The sequence below is a fragment of the Pontibacter locisalis genome, assembly GCF_042684605.1.
In the GTDB taxonomy this organism is placed as follows: domain Bacteria; phylum Bacteroidota; class Bacteroidia; order Cytophagales; family Hymenobacteraceae; genus Pontibacter; species Pontibacter locisalis.
Map to the genome: position 1 here is coordinate 152,939 of NZ_JBHULU010000009.1, position 23,840 is coordinate 176,778.

At 44.9% G+C, this 23,840-nt stretch carries 22 protein-coding genes and 1 riboswitch; of the genes, 11 read left to right on the forward strand and 11 right to left on the reverse strand.

Translation table 11 applies throughout. From position 1 onward, the window contains the following. Positions 1–129: 129 nt before the first annotated feature. The 6 genes from ACFSRY_RS06365 (at position 130) to ACFSRY_RS06390 (ending at position 7,833) form a co-directional block, all read left to right on the forward strand. Positions 130–1,194, forward strand: a complete 1,065-nt coding sequence (locus ACFSRY_RS06365) for an AI-2E family transporter (protein WP_377504189.1) — start codon at positions 130–132, stop codon at positions 1,192–1,194. 101 nt (positions 1,195–1,295) lie between these two features. Then, positions 1,296–2,447: an AI-2E family transporter gene (locus ACFSRY_RS06370; protein ID WP_377504192.1), complete on the forward strand. Its 1,152-nt coding sequence runs from the start codon at positions 1,296–1,298 to the stop codon at positions 2,445–2,447. Positions 2,448–2,547: 100 nt separating this feature from the next. Further along, complete coding sequence (locus tag ACFSRY_RS06375) at positions 2,548–3,216, forward strand: ABC transporter ATP-binding protein (RefSeq protein ID WP_377504194.1); 669 nt, start codon at positions 2,548–2,550, stop codon at positions 3,214–3,216. Between the two features lie 315 nt (positions 3,217–3,531). Next, on the forward strand, positions 3,532–4,308 hold the full coding sequence (locus ACFSRY_RS06380; RefSeq protein WP_377504196.1) for a hypothetical protein: 777 nt from the start codon (positions 3,532–3,534) through the stop codon (positions 4,306–4,308). Between the two features lie 107 nt (positions 4,309–4,415). Next, positions 4,416–6,323, forward strand: coding sequence for a RecQ family ATP-dependent DNA helicase (locus tag ACFSRY_RS06385; RefSeq protein WP_377504198.1), 1,908 nt, complete (start codon positions 4,416–4,418; stop codon positions 6,321–6,323). A 61-nt stretch (positions 6,324–6,384) separates the two neighbouring features. After that, entirely contained in the window at positions 6,385–7,833 is a 1,449-nt protein-coding gene (locus ACFSRY_RS06390; protein WP_377504200.1) for an L-lactate permease, read from the forward strand. Positions 7,834–7,914: 81 nt separating this feature from the next. On the opposite strand, the gene ACFSRY_RS06395 is transcribed toward ACFSRY_RS06390, so the two are convergent. The 4 genes from ACFSRY_RS06395 to ACFSRY_RS06410 form a co-directional block, all read right to left on the reverse strand. Then, a complete protein-coding gene (locus ACFSRY_RS06395; protein ID WP_377504202.1) occupies positions 7,915–8,952 on the reverse strand; it encodes an LLM class flavin-dependent oxidoreductase in 1,038 nt (345 codons plus the stop codon). A gap of 1 nt (position 8,953) precedes the next feature. Further along, the gene (locus ACFSRY_RS06400) at positions 8,954–9,937 is read right to left on the reverse strand and encodes an ATP-grasp domain-containing protein (protein WP_377504204.1); all 984 of its coding nucleotides are present in this window, start codon (positions 9,935–9,937) and stop codon (positions 8,954–8,956) included. Positions 9,938–10,304: 367 nt separating this feature from the next. Next, positions 10,305–10,407: riboswitch (SAM riboswitch) on the reverse strand. Positions 10,408–10,523: 116 nt separating this feature from the next. Further along, positions 10,524–10,760 (reverse strand): VF530 family protein, encoded by a 237-nt coding sequence (locus ACFSRY_RS06405; protein WP_377504206.1) that lies wholly within the window; start codon positions 10,758–10,760, stop codon positions 10,524–10,526. 52 nt (positions 10,761–10,812) lie between these two features. Then, positions 10,813–11,235 carry a nuclear transport factor 2 family protein gene (locus ACFSRY_RS06410; protein WP_377504208.1) on the reverse strand — a complete coding sequence of 141 codons (423 nt, stop codon included), beginning with the start codon at positions 11,233–11,235 and terminating at the stop codon, positions 10,813–10,815. Between the two features lie 262 nt (positions 11,236–11,497). Between ACFSRY_RS06410 and ACFSRY_RS06415 the strand changes: the two genes are divergently transcribed. The 3 genes from ACFSRY_RS06415 to ACFSRY_RS06425 all read left to right on the forward strand — a co-directional run bounded on the left by ACFSRY_RS06415 (position 11,498) and on the right by ACFSRY_RS06425 (position 15,636). After that, positions 11,498–13,942, forward strand: coding sequence for a zinc-dependent metalloprotease (locus ACFSRY_RS06415; RefSeq protein WP_377504210.1), 2,445 nt, complete (start codon positions 11,498–11,500; stop codon positions 13,940–13,942). A 264-nt stretch (positions 13,943–14,206) separates the two neighbouring features. Next, positions 14,207–14,965, forward strand: coding sequence for an outer membrane protein (locus tag ACFSRY_RS06420; protein WP_377504212.1), 759 nt, complete (start codon positions 14,207–14,209; stop codon positions 14,963–14,965). A gap of 50 nt (positions 14,966–15,015) precedes the next feature. Next, positions 15,016–15,636 carry a YdcF family protein gene (locus tag ACFSRY_RS06425; RefSeq protein WP_377504214.1) on the forward strand — a complete coding sequence of 207 codons (621 nt, stop codon included), beginning with the start codon at positions 15,016–15,018 and terminating at the stop codon, positions 15,634–15,636. Positions 15,637–15,651: 15 nt separating this feature from the next. On the opposite strand, the gene ACFSRY_RS06430 is transcribed toward ACFSRY_RS06425, so the two are convergent. The 4 genes from ACFSRY_RS06430 to ACFSRY_RS06445 all read right to left on the reverse strand — a co-directional run bounded on the left by ACFSRY_RS06430 (position 15,652) and on the right by ACFSRY_RS06445 (position 18,523). After that, a complete protein-coding gene (locus tag ACFSRY_RS06430) occupies positions 15,652–15,918 on the reverse strand; it encodes a hypothetical protein (RefSeq protein WP_377504216.1) in 267 nt (88 codons plus the stop codon). A gap of 213 nt (positions 15,919–16,131) precedes the next feature. Then, entirely contained in the window at positions 16,132–16,848 is a 717-nt protein-coding gene (locus ACFSRY_RS06435; RefSeq protein WP_377504218.1) for a hypothetical protein, read from the reverse strand. 108 nt (positions 16,849–16,956) lie between these two features. After that, positions 16,957–17,337, reverse strand: coding sequence for an SRPBCC domain-containing protein (locus tag ACFSRY_RS06440; RefSeq protein WP_377504220.1), 381 nt, complete (start codon positions 17,335–17,337; stop codon positions 16,957–16,959). Positions 17,338–17,377: 40 nt separating this feature from the next. Further along, complete coding sequence (locus ACFSRY_RS06445; protein ID WP_377504222.1) at positions 17,378–18,523, reverse strand: helix-turn-helix domain-containing protein; 1,146 nt, start codon at positions 18,521–18,523, stop codon at positions 17,378–17,380. Positions 18,524–18,824: 301 nt separating this feature from the next. Between ACFSRY_RS06445 and ACFSRY_RS06450 the strand changes: the two genes are divergently transcribed. Continuing rightward, positions 18,825–19,769, forward strand: coding sequence for an NADP-dependent oxidoreductase (locus tag ACFSRY_RS06450; RefSeq protein ID WP_377504224.1), 945 nt, complete (start codon positions 18,825–18,827; stop codon positions 19,767–19,769). 98 nt (positions 19,770–19,867) lie between these two features. Here ACFSRY_RS06450 and ACFSRY_RS06455 read toward each other — a convergent pair whose 3' ends face one another. Next, positions 19,868–21,481, reverse strand: coding sequence for a M1 family metallopeptidase (locus ACFSRY_RS06455; protein ID WP_377504226.1), 1,614 nt, complete (start codon positions 21,479–21,481; stop codon positions 19,868–19,870). A gap of 159 nt (positions 21,482–21,640) precedes the next feature. Here ACFSRY_RS06455 and ACFSRY_RS06460 point away from each other — a divergent pair, with 159 nt between their 5' ends. Continuing rightward, complete coding sequence (locus tag ACFSRY_RS06460) at positions 21,641–22,423, forward strand: hypothetical protein (RefSeq protein WP_377504228.1); 783 nt, start codon at positions 21,641–21,643, stop codon at positions 22,421–22,423. Between the two features lie 14 nt (positions 22,424–22,437). Here the strand turns inward: ACFSRY_RS06460 and ACFSRY_RS06465 are convergent, their stop codons facing one another. Together ACFSRY_RS06465 and ACFSRY_RS06470 are read right to left on the reverse strand one after the other, a co-directional pair. Then, entirely contained in the window at positions 22,438–23,187 is a 750-nt protein-coding gene (locus ACFSRY_RS06465; RefSeq protein ID WP_377504427.1) for an amidohydrolase family protein, read from the reverse strand. Continuing rightward, entirely contained in the window at positions 23,180–23,761 is a 582-nt protein-coding gene (locus tag ACFSRY_RS06470) for an amidohydrolase family protein (protein ID WP_377504230.1), read from the reverse strand. The genes ACFSRY_RS06465 and ACFSRY_RS06470 overlap by 8 nt, the downstream gene beginning before the upstream one ends. Positions 23,762–23,840: the final 79 nt, after the last annotated feature.

The following is a 23,840-nucleotide window of genomic DNA, read 5'->3' on the forward strand; positions in this document are numbered from 1 at the left end:
TCAAGTAATGGATTTTTAAAATATTGTCTTTGCCTTGCCCGCTTTCCTTACTGCTGTAACGGAGTAGTATGTTAATGAGTATTAACAAATATTAATTAATGAAGATAGCTTCAGATATGAGAGAGAACTATGCAAAACATTCATAGATACGCAAAGCGGGTCACCATAGCTGCCTTTATTGTGCTGCTTATTGCCACCATCTTTTACACGTTCAACCGCCACCTGTATTTTTTCTTACTAGTATTTGCGGGTATACTGCTGGCTGTGCTGCTCTCTGGTATTACTAATTGGTTCGTGAACAAGCTTCATGTCAGGAGAGAAGTTGGACTATTGATCTCCTCAATCCTCTTTTTCGGTTCTATAATCGGAGCCTTTTGGTTACTAGCACCAACGGTGGGCAAGCAGGTGCAGGAAATGCGCAGTACTGTTCCGGAGGTAGTAACACAGCTGGAGGGATGGCTCAGCCAGTATGGCTGGGGACAAAAGATTGTGGAGCAGATGCCAAATGACATGAGCAAGGTGCTTCCCCAGCAACAGGCGCTGTTCTCCAGACTTTCAGGTGTTGTTTCTTCCACGCTTAGTTTTCTGGCTGATCTTCTGATTGTTATTATAACAGGATTGTTCTTTGCCGCTAATCCTCCCTTATACACCCGGGGAGTTGCCAAGCTGTTCCCTGTGAGGTACAGATCACGGGTGCTGGAGGTGCTTCAGAAGTGCTATGAAACGTTGAAGCTTTGGCTGGTCGGCATGTTGGCCGCTATGACCATCATTGGCATAAGTACAGCTATCGGTTACAGCCTGATTGGTTTAAATTTGGCGTTTGCCCTGGCATTCATAGCCTTTCTTTTTGCCTTCATACCCAACATAGGTCCCTGGATAGCCGGTATTCCTGTGGTGCTGGTAAGTTTAACGCAAGGGCCTCAGATGGTGCTTTATAGCTTACTGGTGTATGGTGGTATTCAGCTTGTAGAAAGCTATTGGATTACTCCTATCATCTTTCAGAAAACAGTAGACCTGCCGCCGGCACTGTTGCTTTTTGTGCAGGTGCTGTTTGGTATAGTGCAGGGTGGGTTAGGGCTGCTGCTTGCTGCCCCGATCTTAGCTGTTATAATAGTGGTGGTAGACGAGTTTTACGTAAAGGATTTTTTGGAATCAGATCTGCAGGCGCCATCTGTTGAGACTAAGAGTGGCTGATGTAACAGGGCTAAACTGCTACACCATTGCCTTTTGTAACACGGCAGGTTATTGCTGAGTATCTCTAGAAGAAAACTGACTTAAAATAGAAAGCCACACCTATGATGAATATATACATGTACGCCAAAAGAGTTGCCATTGCAGCTTTCATCCTGCTGCTGATGGTCCTGGGTTTTTACCTTGTCGGGTGGCATCTATATTTCTTTCTGTTAATTTTTGCCGCTGTTTTAGTGGCAGTCATGTTCTGCGGCATTACAACCTGGATTGTGGATAAAACACAAATGAACCGGGGGCTTGCCTTGTTTCTGTCTGTGATATTAGTGTTTGGAGTGATTATCGGCGCTTTCTGGCTTATAGCTCCAACGGTGGCGGACCAGTTTGAGCAGATGCGGAGCAGTATTCCTAAGGGTATTAAACAGGTGCAGGAATGGCTAAGCCAGTATGGATGGGGGAATACGCTGCTGCAAAAAGTGCCTGATGATCTCTCTTTATCTGGGCTTATGTCCGGTCAGGCAACCTCGTTTTTGTCTAGTCCGGGTTCATTGTTCTCAAAGGTAACAGGTTGGATATCATCCACCTTTAGCTTTGTGATTGATTTTTTTATTGTGTTGATTACGGCGCTGTTTTTTGCTGCCTCTCCAAAACTATACACTGAAGGATTTGCCAGCCTATTTCCACTCCGAAACCAGGATCGTGTACTGGATTTGCTGGACGAGCTATACAAGACGATTAAAAAGTGGCTGGTGGCGGTGCTGATTTCCATGACAGTGGTAGGTGTAACCACGGTCATTGCTTTCAAGATAATAGGTATTCCGATGGCATATGCCCTGGGGGTACTGGCTTTCTTTTTTGAGTTTGTACCTAACATCGGACCATGGCTCGCGGGTATTCCAGCGGTACTGATCGGCTTAACGCAAAGTACGCAGACAGCCATTATTGTAGCCGTCGTTTATTTTGGAATTCAGCTGCTTGAGAGCTATGTGTTTATGCCACTGATCTTTAAACGGGCTATTGATCTGCCACCTGCTTTGCTTCTCTTTTTCCAGGTATTGCTCGGTATTCTAGCTGGTGCTCTAGGCTTATTGCTTGCTGCGCCTCTTCTAGCCGTAATAATGGTTGTAGTAAGGGAGCTTTGGGTTAAAGATGTGATAAGAGCTGAACCTGTTGATGCGGCTGAAGAGCACATAGGGAATAGCGAAGATCAGGGGGGAAGAACCCGGCTGATTAGAAGGAAAATCGTCAGGAAAAGCTAAAGGCTGTTTTATTGAGCTGTGGTGTAGAAGTATTAAGGTATGTTTTGTAGCTTTGACAGTTTAATATATTCCTCTACATACTCACCTACATATATTCGTTGTGCTGCAGGTAACTAACATCCATAAAAAATACGGTTCGCTGGAGGTTCTGAAAGGTATAGATATGTCTATAGCTGCCGGCGAAGTAGTTTCTATAGTAGGGGCTTCCGGTGCCGGTAAAAGTACTCTGCTTCACATCTTAGGAACCCTGGATACAGCCGATTCCGGTGAGGTAATTTTTGAAGGACGGAACATTGCTAAACTTAATGCCACGGATATGGCCAGGTTCCGGAACAGGCATATTGGCTTTATCTTTCAGTTCCATAACCTGCTCCCTGAGTTCACTGCCTTAGAAAATGCCAGCTTACCAGGCCTGCTAGCCGGAAGACCTGAGAAAGAGGTAAAGGAACAGGCTGAGAATCTGCTCGACATGCTTGGCCTCACAAGCCGCCTGCACCATAAACCGTCTGAACTGTCGGGTGGGGAGCAGCAGCGTACAGCAGTTGCCAGGGCATTGATTAATTCTCCTCAGATTATCTTTGCCGATGAGCCAAGCGGTAACCTGGACTCCAAGAATGCACAGGAACTGCATGACATATTCTTCCGCCTTCGTAGTGAGTTCAACCAAACCTTCGTCATCGTTACCCACAATGAGCAGCTGGCAGAAATGGCAGACCGGACACTGGTAATGAAGGACGGAATGATTGTGCAGGAGTCGCACATCATTTAAAGCAAATACCCCATCCTGCTGTATTTCTATTCTCCCTGCCAATTACAGGGGGCGCTGCTTATATGCATTTGCTTCGTTAGGCTTTAAGTAAAACTCCCTTACCTAAACCTCATTTCTTACGTACTAATTCTTTACCCTTTGCACAATTTTTAGCTATTGGCGATAGCTGGAGCAGTGGCGTAAAACTTGATGAAAAATATTTTGTAAGTAACTGATAATCAGTTAAATAAAACAGATATTTTTTTTGATTTTTTGCACTATTTGCTGTACAGCTATGTTTGATATATGTACAACAAACATGAAAGCTAATTTATTATGAATCAACCAAATAAAGAGACGAAGGTGCAAAAGAAACCGAAGGTCGAAAGCTACGACATAGCCAAGTCTGACGAAACACTTCATTTGGCTGTTGATCTGGCAAAATTTATAAAAGAAAACAAGTTATACCAGAATATACAGGGTAAGGAGTATGTAAACGTAGAGGGTTGGCAGTATGCCGGTTCGCGTTTAGGTATTTTGCCTGTAGTGGAACATGTGGTTAACATCAGTACAGACGATGAGATCAAATACCAGGCAAAGGTTAATTTGCTTGACCTGCGCAGTCAGCAGGTAGTAGGCGCTGGTTTTGCGATTTGCTCTAACCGTGAGCAGGGTAAAAAGTATTATCAGGAGTTTGCAATTGCCTCTATGGCGCAGACCAGGGCAATCGGTAAAGCTTATCGTAATATTCTGGCCTGGGTTATTCGTGCTGCCGGTTATGAACCAACTCCTTCTGAGGAAATGGATTATGGCGGCAACGAGCAAGCAGCCAAGCCTGCGGTGCCAACTGAAAAGAAAGCTACTATGAAATCGGCTGCTGCTGCAGAAGCAAAAGCTGAAGCTGAAGAGCTAAGTACCAGTGTACGATATGCCTCTGCAAAGCAGAAGGAAGAGATCATCAGCTTGCTGAACAATCCGACAATCACACGTCAGGAAAAGACGAAGATGCTCTTGAACATCAACCGTTTTGACGAGGAGCGTGCGGCACAGGCAATCGAGAAACTGAAAAAAGTTATCGAGGATCGTGAAGACGGTCAGTCAGCTGCAGCTTAATTAATGTTTGATTACCAGTAGTTATGGCCCCGCTTCGAAAGAAGTGGGGCTTTTTTTGTGTCTGAATTCTGCTGTGTATCCTTTATCTTCGCACAAAAGCACTCTCCTTGCAAGACATCCGGCACATACTCAAAACTTACTGGGGCTATGACACCTTCAGGCCTTTACAGGAGGATATTATCTATTCAGTGCTGGGAGGGCATGATACACTGGCCCTGCTACCTACTGGTGGAGGAAAGTCCGTGTGCTTTCAGGTGCCTGCCATTGCCCTGGATGGTCTTTGCCTGGTAATAACCCCACTGATCGCCCTGATGAAGGACCAGGTAGCGCAACTAAAGCAACGTGGTATAAATGCAGTAGCTATTTATTCTGGGATGAGCCGCCGGGAAATCGATGTTACCCTGGATAACTGCGTGTATGGCAATGTGAAGTTTCTGTACTTGTCACCAGAGCGTTTGCTTACAGATCTGTTCCAGGAGCGGGTTAAAAGAATGAAGATTAGCTTGCTGGCCGTGGATGAAGCACACTGTATTTCGCAGTGGGGGTATGACTTCCGGCCTCCCTACCTGCAACTAGCGGAGCTGAGGGAGGTACTTTCCGGTGTTCCTGTAATTGCCTTAACTGCCACTGCCACCGAAGAGGTAAAACAAGACATCCAGCAGAAACTCAAGTTTCCGAAGGCTAATGTATTTCAAAAGAGCTTCGCGCGCTCCAACCTGTCCTATTCCTGCCTCTACACTGAAAACAAGACAAATCGGTTATTGGAGATACTACAGCGCATGCCAGGGCAAAGTATTGTGTATGTGCGCAGCCGCAGGCAAACGGTTGAAATGGCCAAATTCCTGCAAAGCCGGCTCATTTCGGCAGCAGCATATCATGCAGGGCTTAAGTTTGAGGACCGAAGCGCTGTGCAGCAAGCCTGGATAGACGACAAAGTACGGGTAATGGTGGCTACCAATGCTTTCGGAATGGGTATTGATAAGCCGGATGTGCGGCTGGTAGTGCACCTTGACCTGCCGGAGAGCCTGGAAGCTTACTACCAGGAAGCAGGTCGTGCAGGAAGGGATGAGAAATATGCTTATGCTACCATACTCTTTGGGCCAAACGATACTGCTGAGCTAATAAGCAAGATTGAGGATGCGCATCCACCTGTCGACTTTATCAGGAGAGTATATCAATGCCTGGCAAACTATTACCAGTTAGCAGTCGGCAGTGGATTCATGAGCAGCTTCGATTTTGATCTTGCTTCCTTTGCAAAAAACTATAAACTACCCGCTCTCCAGGCGCACCATGCTGTGAAACGGCTTGAGTCGGAGGGGTATGTACAGTTGAATGAAGGGTGTTATGCTCCGTCAAGGCTAAACCTGGCAATGGATAATACCGCGCTATACGATTTTCAGTTAAAGAACCCGGACCACGACAAGCTTATCCAGATGATACTTCGGATATATGGAGGAGAAGCTTTTGCTTCATTTGTGAAAATATCCGAGAGTAAAATGGCGCAACAGCTTAAGATTCAGGAACAGGAGTTGCGCCGTAAGCTGGAATACCTGCATAAATTGCAGGTGCTGGTATATGAGCCGCAGCGCGATTCACCTCAGATCACTTTTACCAAACCCCGTGAAGGTGCAGGTTCTTTGCCTCTGAACATAAACAAGCTAAACCAGCTGCGCGAGAGGGCAGAGGTACAGGCAAAAGAGATGGCCCGCTACGTAGAAACAAATAACAGGTGCCGTACCCAGCTACTGTTGGAATACTTCGGGGAGATAACTGATGCGCGTTGCCGCGTATGTGATTTCTGTCTTGCTGAGCGGAAAAAGGAGCGGGAAGAAAAGGACGAAAGTCGTCTGCGTGATAAAGTGCTGGAGCTGGTAAAAGAAAAGCCTTATTTACCCAGAGATCTGGTAAGCCTGTTCGAGCCAAAGCACTCAGAGGCGGTCTCTGTACTTATTCGTGAAATGGTAGATTTGGGTAATCTGAAGTATAAAGAATCAGGTCAGTTAATGTTAGGGTAACCTGTTTTCCTGTTTAACGTGTTCTTTGTACAAAGCTTTGTAGTGATACTTGTTTCTGTAAATGATCTACTTCCTGTCTCTGTTGCCGATTATTGTTCTTGTAGCGCTTTCGCTCCTCAGAGGGGTGAAGGAGGCAGTGACAGTGGGTTGGCTGGTGACAACCCTCCTTTTTTTCTTCTGGGGAGCAGACATTAATCAATATCTTGGTGCGCTGGGAGTATCTATGCTTACGACCATTAACATCCTCATGATTGTGCTTGGGGCTGTATTTCTGTACAATATAATGCAGCACACGGGAATGATAGAGCAAATTAGTCATTCTCTGGACAGGCTGCATCCGTCTAAAGAGATACGCTTTTTCCTGCTTGCGTTGGGGCTTACTGCTTTTTTCGAAGGTGTGGCCGGTTTCGGTACACCAGGAGCCATTGTACCGCTCATTCTTGTGGCTTTGGGTTTCGGGGCAATTCTGTCGGTGTCGGTGGTGCTGCTGTTTGATGGACTGGTAGCTTTGTTTGGAGCTGTTGGAACCCCTGTTTTAACGGGGTTACAGGTGCCGCTTGGCCTTTCTGAAAGTCAGGTTTACAACATAGCTATCACCGCAGCCCTACTTGTTGCACTGGCAGGTGTGTTGGTGCTGCTGCTGGTATTCCGGATGGTAACAAGGGAGCATGGCCTGTTGGAGCATAGAAAAGAGGTACTCCTCCTGTATACTTTTTTTGCTGTACCCTTTTGCTTTTTTGCGTGGCTTGTTCCTGAGCTGGCAACTGTACTGGGTTCATTAACCATGCTGGGGCTTTCAGTGCTTTATTTGGGGCGGGGCAAAAGGCCGGTTAATTTAAAGCCATGGCTACCCTATGCCGTGCTGGCGTTTTTACTCTTATTGCCAAAGCTTTGGGAGCCTTTAAAAGGTTGGATAGGCATGGAGCTTGTTTTTCCGGGGATGTTCGGTACAACTATTGACGGCGCAATCAAACCACTGCAATCGCCGTTGCTGCCTTTTTTAGTAGTAGGTATGGGAGTTGCTTTCTTTAAGAAAAGTGAGTCGCTCTATCTGGGTGAACTACTAATGAAGATCGGGAGAGTGTTTGTAGTGCTTTTCCCTTCGGTTGCAATTGCACAGCTTATGATTCACTCCGGTGTCACACAGCCATCTATGGTGCGCTATATTGCAGAGCTGATGAGCTCACTTGGCACTGCCTATGTAGTAGTAGCTCCCTTTATCGGGGTGTTGGGCGCTTTCATCACTGGCAGCACCACGATTTCTAACATTGTGTTCGGTGCGTCTCAGTTAGAAACCGCTGTTGCTTTAAACATTGAACCTGTAACCATGTTAGCGCTTCAGTTATCGGGAGCCTCTATGGGGAATGCCATCTGCCTTTTTAACATCATTGCGGCAGCTTCTGTTGCCAACATAAAAGAGTATCGCTTAATACTCTCTAACAACATGGGACCTACATTACTGGCCACTTTGTTGGTGGGCCTGCTTGGGATGGTCCTGTTCTTTTTATAGTAACAAAAAAGCCCCTCTGCAAAATAGAGGGGCTTAAGATTAGTTAGTGTTATAGATTTGCTAGTTGTAAAGTGTATTTTGTTAAGCAGAAAGCTTAGCTCCTTTATGAGCATGTATCACAGCCTCAGAAAACCGCTCCATTTCTTCCAGTTGCGGACTGCACTGCAGTAAGAAGAAATCAACCCCAACTGCCTCAAATGCAGCAATTCTATCCTGCACCTTTGCCGGAGTGCCTACTAAACCGGAGCGCAAGCCACGGTTAGATACAGAGTACTCCTGTAGTGAGAGTTGCCCTTCCAATTGAGTGCCTGCCAGCCATTGCTGGTAGTTATCAAATCCTGCAGCTGTATTGTTTACATCAGTGATGCGTGCGAGCTCCTTTTTTACTTCCAGTTCATTATCACGGACTATACTATAAGCTGCCACACCAAATTTCATCGGAGGCAGACCCAGTGCTTCTCTTCTTTCTCGCATGTTGGCAATGCGCCTGCCTATGAGTTCAGGAGAGTCCCCGTGCATTACGTATCCATCGCATTGGCTCGATATCAGAGCCTTAGCGGCTTCTGACTCACCTCCAGCGTAGATGAATGGCTTCTTAACCGGCTTGGGCTGCAGTATGTTATCCTCTACATTATAATAGTTGCCATTGTAAGAAAAGTGGTCTTTTGCCCAAACGCTTGTTACTATATCGAGCCACTCTTTCGTACGGGCGTACCGATCGTCGTGCTGCTCAAAGTGAATACCATACTTTGTCGCTTCATCGCGCCACCAGGAGGAAACTACATTAAGTGAAAGCCTGCCTCCACTTATGTTAGCGATATTCGCGGCCTGCTTCGCCAGGATGGCAGGATTGTGAAAAGTTGGTCGCACTGCCACCATTATCTCTAGTTGCTCTGTTACAGCAGCCAGAGCTGCCGCTGTTGACCAGGCATCCAGCGATGGTGCTTCTTTGCCTTTGATGTCGTTCAGGTACAGCTCAGCAATAAGGGACAAGCTGTACCCCCAGTCTTCGCTGCGCTGTGCCAGCTTTTTTACATAATTCCAGGAAGTGTCCATGCCTTCGTCAGGCACGTTGCGGAGCCAGCCTCCAAAAACGGGTAACCAATATCCGAATTCCATTTTATACCTCCTGTAGTTTAAGTTGAGCTTTAGTTTCCAGGAAATCCACCAGACGTGCATGCGGGTTGAAGCCAATCACGTTCACTGCGTCTGCCACAAAATTGGAAAGGGCATTCACGTCGTAATAATATAATTGCCCATCGCGGTCGTCGATGATGTATTCTATGCCACCTACATCTATGCCTGATGACTGTACAATCAACTCAATAGCATTAATCACTTCCTGTGAGGGTGTAAACCCTTCTACCTTCATTCCATTTTTCGGAGCATCAATGGCGCAGGCATTTCTCACCAGTTCTTTACCACCTGTTGTCTGGCAGATGTCGGCAGGGCAGAGGTTAAAGCTTTCACCGGTAGTATATACCTTTATGGCGTAAAGGTATTTCCCTCCCAAAGTCTCTACTCTGTTAATGTGACCGTCGCGGGCAGGAATAAACTCCTGTACAAGAGCCGTATGATCAATGCCCAGTTTCACATCACCGGCTGCAACTGCCGAAGCAAGTTCTTCCGGTGAATCGTAGCGCACGATGCCCGCACCGCTTCCGCCAATATTAGCTTTTACAACCACCGGGTAACGCAAAGCTTCGGCTGTTGCCACTGCCTGTGAGGCATGGTTGATAACACGCGACTTAGGGTAGGGCAAGCCAAGTTTTTCCAACAGGGTTAGCTGTAGTGCTTTTGATGCCTCATACTGAAATGCTTTATAGCCATTTACTACAGGCACTCCCTTAGCTTCTAAATGTGCCAGCAGGCCAAGTGTGTAAAAGATGCCGTTCTCATTGTTGCGCAGGTAAGCCGATGGGCTCATGCGGTTAAAGAAGGCGCTGTAAGGTACCTCCTTCTCTGCCAGGTCATAAGAATGTACAGCAGCGTTCAGGCGCACATAAGGAATGCCCCGTGCATCCAGTTCGTTGAACAACGGCTTAAACCATTCCTGGTGCTCATGAAAAATGGCAACCGGTTTTATAGATGATGATGTTGACATAAAATTGTTTTTTCAGGTATAGGTGTAGTGTTACAGGTGATGTAAAATCACCGGGTTAAAACAATAACAATAGGTATAGGTGAGTAGTGAACAACCTCCACCCATGCCCGTTTGAAAAGGGTATAGTAGGAAAGAGAGCCATATCTGCACAAGCAAAAAGGCTACAGTAGTTCAGGGAATTGCAAAAGATTTATTACTGCGATGTTCTAAAGCGCAGCAAATACCAGAATAATTGCAGTTGAACTAACAACAACAGCAACAACAACAGGTTATAACAGAAGACAGCGAATAAACGCCAAATGATGATTGGTTGAAAATGTTTGCCGGAGCGGCAGTAAGCTGGTAAGCTGAAATTTCCATTTTTGTGAATTTATATCCCCTAATTATTTTAGGCAGGAATTAGCACCTGGTACCAAGACTGGTTGCTAGAAGTTCATAGAGCCTGTTCTCTCCCTTCTTCTTTATAAATCAAATCCTTGTGAGGATAATTGACTTTACGATGACAAAGGTCGTAGCTAATTTTTAGAAAAGCAAATATTATAAGATAAATAATGTAGGTACATGTAAAAAAGTGCGAGGCAGCAGCTTATTGAGTCTTTCTGCTTCTGCGCAGGGTGTACAGGTATAGGCTCTCCACCTTCTCACGTGCCCAGGGTGTTTTGCGCAAAAACGTTAAACTTGATTTTATACTTGGGTTACTCTTAAAGCAGTTGATGTTGATTTTATGGCTGAGCTCCTCCCAACCATAATAATCCACGAGGTGTTCCAGTATCGCCTGCAGGGTTTTACCATGCAGCGGGTTGTTCTTTTGTACTTCTGCCATAGGGTGCAAAATTAAGTAAATATCCCGACTCCTGCTTATAAAGGACTCCCCCTTACTGCTCGTTGTGCGGCGGTATAAAAGTTACTTCAACTATTTTCCCATCCTTCACACGGTATACGGCAATGGCATCCGTCCGGGGTTTGTCTTTCACTCGCTGTACCTTCTCATGGTCAATAACCACGTCTCCGGCAATAATTCTGTTAACCACCTCGCAATGTAAGTCAGGAGTGGCGGCAAACATGGCTCCATATCTTTTGCGCAGTTCTTCCTTCCCCTGGTAGGTTAAAACTCCCGGCTGCCGATAAACCTTCACACTATCGCTGAAAGCCTGTACAAAGGTGTCAATATCACGGTTGTTATAGCCTTCCAATTGTAATTTTACGGGAGCTTCTACAGAGGGAGTTGGAGACTGGTTTTGGCTTTGTGCTGACATTACAGTAAGTATAAACAGAACAACAAGTGTAAAATGCTTCATATAGGTAATTGTAGGAGAACCACTGCAAGATAAAGTATAAAACAGAAAATCCTGGTGCTTAGGTTTAGCTGTCTGATTAAAAATCAAAACATGAAGATCCCAATTAGCTATAAAAACAAATCTGATTGGGGTTTTATAACGAGATGCCTTAACTTTAAAAACTATATCTGCTGCATAAGTATGCAGCTTACTGTTTATCTAACTTTAAACTACCTTCTTACTCATGCTAAAGTCTTACAAGGTTATAAGCTTAGGTTTGCTTATGGCACTTACACAGGCTTCCTGTTCCAGTACTAAAACCGCTACTTCTCAAAAAGGAACGGCTAGTAGTGTGGAAGCAGAAAAGCCAAAGCCTTCTAAAAACGGCATCAAAAGCTATGGTGAAGTTATTACAAAAGATGCAAAATCAGATGCCGGTGTTTTCACAGTTCATAAAGTAGCAGATAAGTATTACTACGAAATACCTGATACGTTGCTAAACCGCGACTTTTTGTGGATCAGCAGGTTTGCTAATCTTCCTTCCGGCCTTGGCGGGGGGTATGTGAATGCAGGTTCTTCTGTGAATGAGCAGATGGTAGAGTGGCAGAAAGTAGACAATAAGATCGTACTGAAAACGAAATCTTATAGTGCTATAGCAGCAGACTCCCTTCCGATCAACCTGTCAGTGAAGGCTAATAATTACCAGCCTACCCTGTATGCTTTCGACATTGCCGCTTTTTCAAAAGATTCCAGTGCCTATGTAATTGATGTTACAAAGTTTTTCCTGAGTGACATCAAAGCAATCAGTGGATTGGACTCAGATATGCGCAAGAACTATAAGGTAAGTAAGCTGGATGATAACCGAAGCTTCATCAACAGTGTGAAGAGCTTTCCGCTGAACATCGAGGTGAAGCAGGACTTTACTTACGATGCTGCAGAGCCACCTTCAAACTCTGAAACTGGTGCCATCAGCCTGATGATGAACCAGTCGATGGTGCTGCTGCCTAAAGTGCCGATGCAACCACGCATGTACGACGACCGCGTGGGTTACTTTAATATTCGCCAGATTGACTACGGATCGGAGGCCTACAAAGCGGACGAGAAATCTTTTGTTCGTAGATGGAGATTAGTGCCAAAGGATATGGCTGCCTACAAGCGGGGTGAGTTAGTTGAGCCGGTGAAGCCAATTGTTTACTACCTGGATCCTGCTACTCCGGAAAAGCTGCGCCCCTACATAAAAGCAGGGGTGGAGCAATGGAATAAAGCCTTCGAAACTGCGGGCTTCAAAAATGCCATACTTGCAAAAGACCCGCCAACAAAAGAGGAAGACCCGGATTTCAGCCCGGAGGATGTACGTTACTCGGTAATTCGTTACGTTGCCAGCACTACCCGAAATGCCATGGGGCCGAGCGTGTCTGATCCTCGCTCCGGCGAAATCATTGAAAGTGATATTATCTGGTACCACAACCACCTTCGCTCTTACAGAAACAGGTACTTGTTGGAGACAGGTGCAGCTAACCCGAGTGCCCGCACCCTGAATACACCCATGGAAGACCTGGGTGAGATGATGCTGGAAGTGATTACCCACGAAGTAGGGCATGCGTTAGGCTTACCACACAACATGAAAGCCAGCTTTGCCTACGATACAGACTCCCTTCGCTCCGGTACCTTTACGCAGGAGTATGGTATTGCTGCTACCATCATGGACTATGCCCGTTACAACTACGTAGCGCAGCCTGGTGACAAAGATATTCGTTTCGTGCGCCAGTTAGGTCCTTATGACCATTATGCCATTAACTGGGGTTATCGTTACCTGCCGGATGCCAAAAGCCCGGAGGAAGAGATTCCTACACTTTCCAAATGGATAGAAGCTACCAATAACGACCCTGTTTACCAGTTCGGAAGCGGCAGCGGTGGGTATGATCCTGCAAGCCAGACAGAGGGTATTGGTGATGATCCGATCAAAGCAAGTACCTACGGCCTAAGGAATCTGAAACTGGTAGCGCCACAACTCACAAAATGGACAGCAGTAGAAACGAATGACTACAATGACCTGGACGAGCTTTACGGTGAGCTGCTAGGGGTGTGGAGCCGCTACATCGGCCACGTTGTAACAAACGTTGGCGGGGTGTATGAGAACCGCCTGAAGCCAAATCAGAAAGGTTTTGTGTATACGCCGGTGCCGGCTAAAATGCAGGCGGCATCTATTAACTGGGTGCTGGACAATGCCTTTGCCTCTCCGGAGTGGCTGCATCATTCCCAGATCAGCAGAAATATTCACCATGCTAGCCACGTGGAGGGTATCAGAAGTCTGCAGGTACGCCACCTGAACAACCTGCTTTCTGCCGATAGAATGGCTCGCCTGATGGAGAATGAGGTTAACAACGTAGACTACAATGCATTGGATATGGTAAGCCAGTTGCAGCGAGGTATCTGGAGTGAAATATACAGCGGCAAGAACATTGATATCTACCGCCGGAATTTACAGAAAGCTTACCTGGACCGCATGAACTTCCTGATCAATGAGGAGCCGTCCAGAAGCAGTCGCTTTGGAACACCCGTTGATCTGAGCCAGTCTGATATCCGTTCTATTGCCAGGGGAGAGCTGGTGAAGCTGGAAAAGCAGTTAAAAGCCGTAAGAGCTAGGAATACCAACCAACTGACAAAATACCACATAGAGGATGCATTAGTCCGTATCAAGAACATTTTAGAAGCTGAGAAAGCCTGATTATTGTTCACTTACCATAAAAGAGCCCCTGTTGCAGGGGCTTTTTTTATGACCACTCCGCTGCATATTTTAACTGCCCTTAGTTTGTTTTGCACTCATCGTTGAATCTCGTCTTTATCAGGAAAAATTGAAACTTCTGAGGATAAGGAATGAGTTGAGGGATCGTTATTTCACTTTCATGAATCCTGCTTCAGGCAAACCAGGACATTTTTGTTAGTCTTTTGCCGGAGAAGTGAGGTTTTGTTACTTCTTGATATTGTTCTGATGAAATTATCTTTACGCTGTAAGAGAGGGCTGTTTTTAGCAGTTGTTGGCTTAAGTATGTGTTTTGTGGCTAAGGCACAGAATTCTAAGTTTGAAGTGGGAGCACATGGAAGTGCCTTTATTTATCAAGGTGATTTAACTCCTTCTGCACTTGGATCCATAGAGACAACAAGGGGTGGCTTTGGGGTATTTGGCAGTGTGAAAATGGTTGGGCCACTGGCGCTAAGGATAAATCTGGCAAAGGGCAGCCTGAGCGGTGATGACTCAAAGTATGCTAATCCATCCTGGCGCAGGGAACGCAATTTCAAGTTTAATACTCCTGTTACTGAAGTATCTGCTCAGGTTGTCTGGAACATTGTGAACGTGGGCAATTTTATACGTAATGTTAATCTGACTCCTTATGTATTGGGAGGCTTCGGTAATACCAGGCTGAATATTGAGCGTGATTTTTCTGAAACCCAGTTTAAACAATCTGCTGGTCTGGATGAAGATCTGGCACATCCCCTTCCGAACAATATTCCGGTTGCCCTGGCAGGAGGCGGTCTCCGTTATGCTGTTTCTCCTACACTTTCAGTAAACGCAGAGGCCTCTTATCGTTTTGCCTCCTTCACCGATTACCTGGATGGTTTCAGTAAGTCTGGCAACCCTGATAAAGATGACCATTACTATATCACCTCCTTAGGATTGATCTATAGCATTCCTCAGAGCAAAGGCAACAGAAACAGGCGCAAGAAGCCGACTTGTCCGGCGTATCAGTAAAAGCAGCAGTACAGGGTATCCAGATGCCAAGCGGTGCGTATAGGTGCTCTATGATAGAAGAACTGATCATCAGAACCCTATGTGATACCCTCCCCTCTAAGCCTGCAGATGCTGTCTTTCTGTTCGGCCAGACAGAAGATAACCAGCAGTCTGTTTTCGGTACGTCCGTGGATCTGTACAGAAATAGAAAGGTAAATAAGCTTTTATTCCTTCAGACAGAAGCTATGAGCGGCTATCCAGGGTTTGAAGTATGGAAAAAGGAGCTTGTAAGGTTAGAAGTGGGAGAGGCCATTGAGCCTGTTCTGCTTTCACGGGAAAGGGAGCAGCTTAACACTCGTATCGAAGCAGAGGCCATGGTACTTCATGCCAGGGAAAAAGAGTATCAGCAAATAGTTGTAACAGCCTCGCCTTTTCAGCAACCACGTGCCTTTATGGCGGCAGTAACTGCTGCCCTTGAGTTTTACCCATCCCTCAAGTTGTATAGTTCTCCTGGAAAAGTCCTGGATTGGAACGAAGAGGTAAAGCACTCACAGGGAAAGGTAAAAGGTACCCGCGCCGGCCTTATTCCTGGAGAGATGGAGCGAATACAAAAATACAATGCCAAAGGCGACCTGGCAGAAGTGCACACAGTGCTTGGATACCTGAGCAGGAGAGAGGCAGGTAAGTTATAATTGCTTTCTGCAGGATTAAAGTTCGGGTGGTGTAATCCTTTCCCTTACTTCCAGCCTGTTTACTGTTAACGTATCAATTTCCAGTTCATCAATTCTAAGCTTTCGTACCCGGGAATCAGCTACAGCCATTTTACCTATGGCTATAGTACCGATAGCGATAGCGCCGACAGCCAGCGCACCACAGGCAAAAGCTCCCACTGCCAAAGCGCCCGATGAAAGTGCACCAGCGGCTACTTTTTTTACTTTAAGGTTCTTGTTCTTTAGTTTTAAGGTTTTCTTCATAGCTGCAAGTAAATATTAAACCAACATCGAATGTTCTAATAAACGGGAAGATGATACAGATGTTGATGAAATTTTGCGGATTAGGCAGCTTTGACTGAGTAGAAAAGTATATTGCAACTGCTTGCCAGGCACATAATTGTAAACAGACGGTTCTAAAATGCCGCAGCCCCTGCTAGATGTAAGCAAGGGCTGCGGAAGGGTATAAAAGGTAACTTATTTTACTGTTTGCTGATAAGCATTCTTCTCCCAGAGTACCTTGCCATCTTTGTTTTCAATTTTGATGCCGGCAAACTCATCTTTATTTCCAAAGACCCCACTGTTGGCCTCTGCCCTGCCCAGGAGCATGCGTCCTCCTTCATAGGCTATCTGCATGCCCTTTGTGCCATCCTCCAGCAGGAACAGGTGCAACGCTTCGCCTACATTCGGATCGTCCATGCCAAACACAACGCGGTACTTTTCTTCCTGTGTTTTCGAAATACCTAAACCACCGCGCTCATAACCTTCATCGTCGTTAAAAGAGAAGCCGGCTGCTTTTACAAGGCGCTTGCCTGTGTTTGGGTCCCCAACATTTTCTGCTAATACCAGTTTATCATAACCTTGTTCGTTCAGGAAGATGATGCCGTTTTCGCCATGCTCATAAGTAGCGTAATTCTTCATGTACTTTTCACCGCCCATGCTCTTGGCCCAGGTTTCGCGCACTTTTTCAGGATTCGTTCTGACTCTGTCTTTAGAAGGAGGGATGGTTGCACCGATCAAAATCCTGTCGCGCCCCAGGCTGTCTTCGATAATAATGCCTTTAGCCCGGATCACATCACTTTTCTTAGAGGACATGCTGAGCATCATGAAAGCCATGAAGAAGGTGCTGCTGATGACAGCATAGTACTTTAGCCAACTGAGCTGGCGTTTTACCTGGGTTAGTTCTTTTTCCATAGTTTTAGAAGTATTGTTTCTGCTACCTTTAAAAGGCATGTAAGGTAGATGCAGAAAGTATACTTCAGGTTGCTTCTGAAAAAGGAAAAAACTAAATGTGACTATCGACTAATCTTCGTAAAATTCTATAATGGCTCCAAAGTAGGCTTCGTCCCAGCCTTCCACAATGTCTTCATAGTCTTCGTCAGGAATATTGGTGTGTCTTAACTCGGCGGAAGTGCCATACTTGTGGGGGTGCAGCTTGATGGTAACAACAGAAGGCTCCTCCTGCTCTCCGAAATACCACTGCTGCTCTATCTTTTTTCCTTCTTCAAAGGCCAGGTTCTTTCCGACTATACTTCCCTCAAACAGCTCAAACTCAGTACCCGGCTCTGCCGACATAACTGCTTTTTCGCCTGACCAGAGTTGAATGGTAAGAGGATTGGTTAGAGCTGCATATACTTCTTCAGGTGAAGCTGGTATAATGTAATATTTCTTGTAGTCTTTCATGGGTATATTTTCTGCAAAGTAAATGATATTGGTACACATGTCAGGCTTTTTTAGGCTCACCTTTTGTTACCAATGCCAGGTATTCCTTTGGTGTCATGCTTTCAAAAGTCTTAAACACCCTTTGGAATGTTGCCAGGGAGTTAAAGCCTGAGTCATAGGCAATACCGGCAATAGTCAGGGATTGGTTTTCAGGTTTAGCCATCCTTTGCTTTACCTCTTCAATCCTATAGTAGTTTACAAACTCATTAAAACCTTTCTGCATGTGCTGGTTCAAAACAGCAGAGATCGTTTTCGGGCTTAACCGGACATGATCCGCCAGTTTGTTTACACTCAGATCAGTTTCCAGATACAGTTTGTCCTGCTCCATGGCTTTTACCAGGGCCTTTTCACATTCTTGTAGCGTGTCAGCAGGAATGCTTTCAAAGAAAGCATTCGAATTACTTTGGGTTTCTACATGTACCACTTTTATCCGGTAGAAACCAGTAATTCCAAGCCAATAAATAAACAGCACTTGCAGTACTTCTATAGGATAGTAATAGTTATTGTTAGTTGCTTTTACAACAACCGGGTAAATGGTAGTAGCAGCCCATGCTGTCCCCAAAATGAGCATACAGATAAAAAGGGACCTCATCCACTTAAAAGCCTCCTGCTCTTCAGGTGTTACATTATCCAGCTCTTTCTGGTAAAGCCAGATCTCACGGGAAGACAGGGACAGGTAGAGCCAGAAAATGACCACGCTCAAGTTGTCAGAGACGACAGTATGTAAATTATCCAGGTCTGCACTCCAAAGTTCTACATAGGTGCCGCTTGTATTTAAAACAGCAATACCCAGAATGATCAGCCTTATCAGGAACATGAAAGCAACAATGGCAAAATGTTTTGCTATCAGCTCTCTGGTAAGTGATTCCGGGCGTGTGAAGGATCTGAGGTAGAGATATAGGCAGGGGCCTAAACCATAAATCAGTACGTTTGAAAACAGGTTGAAAAAATAGTGGTAGTGCGTAAAAGCAGAACTCCAGCTAAATGTTTCTAACCCATTATATACCAAAATCAGCAGTAAAAGCGCCAGGAAATAGTTCTTGCCTGTAGTTTGCTCAACAGGTTTGGAGAAAAACAGCACCAGGCTAAGAATAAGGCCCTGTAATGCACCGAAAAGGATAATAATATCAAAAAAGTTTAAGTACATGTTTTCCAATCAAGTGCTCAGGAACTGCAACAAGTAAGATAATAATCTACTATGATTTCTTAAGTATCCGAAACATAGGGACTATAATTTATAAGAAATTCAGGAGAAAATTAAGAAGCAGCTAAGTTTTGATTGCTTTTTAGAGTGAATCAACGCCTCAGCGCTTTAGTAGAAGCTGAATACTTTATGTCCAATTTATTCAAACTAGTGGGTAATTATTTGGAAGGCAATAAGATAACCTTTTGCAGCTAGTCAAGTTCAAAAGAATACGTTCTATTGTAAACCTGAAAGATTAAACACTATGAAAGCGATTGTAATAACTGAACCAGGGGGAGTTGAAAAGCTTAAAGTACAGGATGTGGAAAAGCCCTCTCCAAAGAAAAATGAGGTGTTGGTGCGAGTACATGCTTTGAGCGTAAATCCCGTTGACACTAAAGTGCGGGAGGGAAAAGGGCTTTATGAAAAGCTGAAGGAGGACTCACCTGTTATTCTAGGCTGGGATATCTCTGGTACAGTGGAGGCTGTAGGAGAGGATGTAAGCTATTTTAAGGAGGGTGACGAGGTGTTTGGGATGGTTAACTTCCCTGGTCATGGCAAAGCCTACGCTGAGTATGTAGTGGCGCCGGAGGATCACCTGGCGCATAAACCTGCCAACATACCCCACCACGAAGCAGCTGCTGCTACTTTAGCTGCTTTAACAGCCTGGCAGGTGCTGGTGCATGAGGCAGGAATAAAAGCCGGCCAACGTGTTCTCATTCATGCAGCTGCGGGTGGGGTAGGTCATTTTGCCGTTCAGATAGCACGGTATTTTAAGGCTTCTGTAATCGGTACAGCCTCTGCCGAGAACCATGATTTTATTCGGAATATGGGGGCTGATGAGCAGATTGACTACCATGCGTACAACCCTGCCGAGGTCGTGATGGATGCTGACATTGTACTGGACTCTTTGGGAGAGGAAAACACAAGGAATTCACTAAAAGCCCTGAAAAACGGAGGTAAAATCATTTCTATACTCGGAGGTGCTAAAGAAGGAGTTCAGGAAGAGGCAAAGAAGCGCAACATAGAAGCGAAGAACTACCTGGTGCATTCCAGCGGCGAGGATCAGAGCCAGATTGCGGAACTGATGCGGGATGGGCATATACGGCCACATGTCTCGCATGTTTATGAGTTTGAAGATATGGCCGAGGCCCATAAGCAGATTGAAACCCGCAAGACGAATGGAAAGGTTGTTGTAAATGTGATTTAACAGTGATCATCAAAAAACGCCTGCTATGTAAAAGACAGCAGGCGTTTTTCTTTAGTAAAAGCTCCAGCCAAGGAGCTTCAGCGTAGATAAACAGGGTTCTATAAGTCCTGCTTTTCAACTTTTACCTTTTTTAGATACCACTCATCTTCATCAATAACAGGAGTTTGCTTTGAGTTAACAATAACAGGTTTATTAGAGAGCTCAAGCCGTTGAACACCGCTGTCCGTTCTTACATCCATAGGCAACGAGAAGTTTATGTTCGGTATCTGGACAGTATATGTCTCATCCCCGGTTTGCTTCACCAGCACTTCAGGCAATTTGGTTGTGCGCAGGTACATGTCAAACACAGGCGTGATGTTATGATCTGTGTTCACATTGATATAGTTCTGCAGATCAAATGTTTTTATCTGATTCTCATACGTATAGGCAGGATCGGTTACAAAGTTTTTGATTGTTTTGAAAAAGACCTCATCCCCCAGGATGTAGCGGAGTGTATGCATTACATAAGCTCCTTTGGTATAGATGTCGCCGTGGTAGGCCTCATCAGATGAAGCGAATTCTTTTACAATAACAGGCTTTTGGTTGCGGATATTCCTGCCTACTTGTTTTACCTGATCCAGGTAAGCTTTATGCCCCCCGTGTTCCTCTATGAAAAGCCAGTCGCCGTAGGTAGTCAAGCCTTCCTGTACCCAAAAATCAGCCCAGTCTTTTACACTTACTTTATTACCCCACCATTCATGCCCGAGTTCGTGGTACAGCAGCCAGTCATGGGTAGTAGTGTCAACTTTAGTAAATTTGTAGTTGTTGCCATAGGCATTTATTGTCTGGTGCTCCATGCCCAGGTAAGGCGTCTCTACAATGCCGATCTTATCTTTCCAGAAAGGAAACTCCCCGAAATATTTTTCCTGCGTTTTTACGCTGTTTTCAAGAACCGCCATAAGCTCCGGTGCTTTGGATTCATTCTGCTTTAGAAGGTAAAGAACCATTGGTACTTTGTTTCCATTTACAGTGGTATATTCCTTCTGAGCTACAGCAAAGTCACCAACTGTAAAGTTTATGCCATAGTTATTGATAGGGTAATCGGTTTTCCAGTGATAAGTGATGTTATTACCTTTCTGTTCTTTTGAGATCAGAACTCCGTTGGCTGCCACTTGGTATGGTGCTGGTACAGTAATGAACTGCTCCACACCTTCGTCAGGTTCATCGGATGGATGATCTTTGGCAGGCATGAAAATTTTAGCACCTTCGTTTTGGGAGGAGAGGCCAATCCAATGTTTCCCAGTCGCATCTTTACTAAAGGTAAAGCCACCCTGCCAGGGCGGATTTACAGCCTCCGGTGTAGTGCCAGCATAATCAACGCTTACTGTTACTCTTTCTCCTGGTTTATACTGCTCTTTTAGCTGTACAATCAATTGATCTTTTGTTCTGGTAAATTTTGCCTTTTTGCCGTTTACCCGTACCTGGCTCACTTTATATTGGTCTATCAGGTCCAGTTTTATGCGGTCGATGGGCGAAATGATTTTTACCACAGCATCTGCAGAACCCGATATCGATTTATTTTCAGGGTCTACTGCCAGGTTCAGGGTATAGTGCTTCACATCATAGGCAGCCTGTGCAGGATCCAACTGTCCTCCCCAGGTCCAGTTGTTATCCTGAGCTTGCGCATTTAAAAGTTTTATGCTGAAAAATGCGAGCAATAAGAGTTTCTTCATATGAGCAGGGTTAAAAGCTTTATACGTATCCTGTCGGAGAACTATTGAAGATAGTGAACTTATACTAAGCTAAAAAGGTGCCGGAATATTAGTATGTAAATTTGATGATTTATTTTGCCTTTTTAATGCATATATTGCTTTTGTGATTATCTTTCCTGCATGAAAGCGGCGAAGCAAATTTTTGCAGCCTGCATCGCTTTATTAGGCTTATTTTTAGCCTCTTGCGAATGCGAAGATATCTATCTGGGCGAGATAGAACTCAATGGAACTCTGGATAGCTTTGTGCCGGCTATTGAAAAGGAAGAAAACCTGACTGTTCTGTTTAATAACAAAGTAGGTAACCTGGGGTACAGAACTTCAAGAGATACTTTCCTGGAAACTGTTCCTGTGGAGAAAGCAGGTAAGAGGACACACGGTAAAGGAGCGGTTTCTGACTGCGTGGAATACTACAATGCCCAGAATAAGTGGATCGGAGCTTATTCAAATACAAACCCGCTCCCTCTGGACATAAGTATACTGTTGACTAAAAATTACAAGCCGCAAGGCTACAGTGAGATAGAGAATAAGGAAAGTGTAGATGATGTTGTTCATTTTTCGTTGGTGTACGAAACGAATTTTCCAGTGGCGGTAACTAAAGGGTCGAATACCTACAACAGTTATAAGACGGTCAGAACCTTCGCCTTCTCACTAAATCCTGACAAGCTTGTTTATAAACCGCATGATGTAAAGCAGGAGTACTTTTCAAGCATCAATCTTGATGGTGTGCAACATGAAAAAGTATATCACTTGTACCTCGCGTCGCCACAGTTTTCAGAGGATGAAGCATACTTTAACGGTTTCTATCCGCTTTCATACATCCAGGGAATCTACATCAAGGAAGGCTTCGGTCTGATCCGGGCTTATACTTCAACAAATCAGAAAATAGATTTCAGGTCACGGTAGGCTCTGCCTGAGGTTTATTTTTTGCTAGCTGTTTCACCTGAGTTAGTTGCTTCATTGACTAAAATCTTACCATGCTTAACAACAAAATCAGCTTTGTTAAATATGGCTTCAAAGTCTTTTTCTAGATCTCCCTTATAAGCTACGATGTCAGCGAAAGCATTTGGCTTTAGTACACCTAGTTTGTCTTTTGCACCTATAAAGTCAGCGGCATTGATAGTGGCGTACTGCAGTACTTTATGTGGCGGTATACCTGCATCCATATAGGCTTTAAAAACATTTTTGGCTGCATCTCCTCTAGGCATCTCAAAATCAATATAGATATCAGAGCCAAAAACAATTTTTACGTTCTGCTTCTCTGCTGACCTCAGGCGGTTATTCAGAACTTTCTTAAAGCCGTTCGCCTGCTCATCCGTCCAACCGCCTTTTTTGTGATAAGCAATGCCGATAGGGGCGACATGATAATCTGTAGGCACCAGGTACACGTTGTGCTTAGCCATCAGAGCAAGCGTAGCATCATCTATACGATAGCCGTGTTCAATACCGTCTACTCCTGCGAGAACAGCATTCGAAATAGAGGCAGGACTGTTAGCATGCGCAGTTACTTTTTTGCCAAAGCCGTGCGCCATCTCCACAATTGCCTGCATCTCTTCACGGGTAAGAGCGGTATTATTTGGTGAATTGTCGGCACATATTTTTATCAAATCGGCACCATAGTTTATATGCTCTCTTACTGCAAAGCGTGCGTCATCCGGACTTTTAATGATACGGTATTCTGTAGCTGCTTAAATGACCATAGTCGTGTGAAAGCCCTGGAAACTGGCCTCCCACAGAGCTTAAGATAGGCCCTGAAGCAAACATTCTTGGGCCTCTGACAAAGTTGTTATCAATGGCTTTTTTCAAGGAGATATCCAGAAACATGCCCGAGTTGCCCAAGTCTTTCACAGAAGTGAAACCAGCAGCCAGGTAAGATTCCAGGAACTGAACGCTTCTCAGAGAACGGTAAGCACCATCCTGTGTGGTGATGTATTCAACAGTTCCTCCGATAGTATTATTATCCTGCGCAAGATCTGTAAGTAGATGCGTGTGAGAATCAATTAATCCGGGAATGACAGTATAAGAGGAGAGATCAATAACCTTCACGTCATTTCCTGCTTTTAAATTTTTCCCGACGCCCTTTATGATATTATTTTCTACTAAAATATCCTGTGATTTGATAAAAACACCCTTTTCCGAGTCGAAAATTTTACCTGCTCTGATCAGATAAGTATCTGATTTTTGAGCGAGTAAAGTGAAGGTGCTAACAAAGAAAACTAGGAGAGTAATGAGGAGGTTTTTCATGTTTCGGTAAGACTTTAAAAGGAACATGTTCTGAAGATCCAGACACGAACCGGGATCAGAACTTAACTTAGCAAACAAG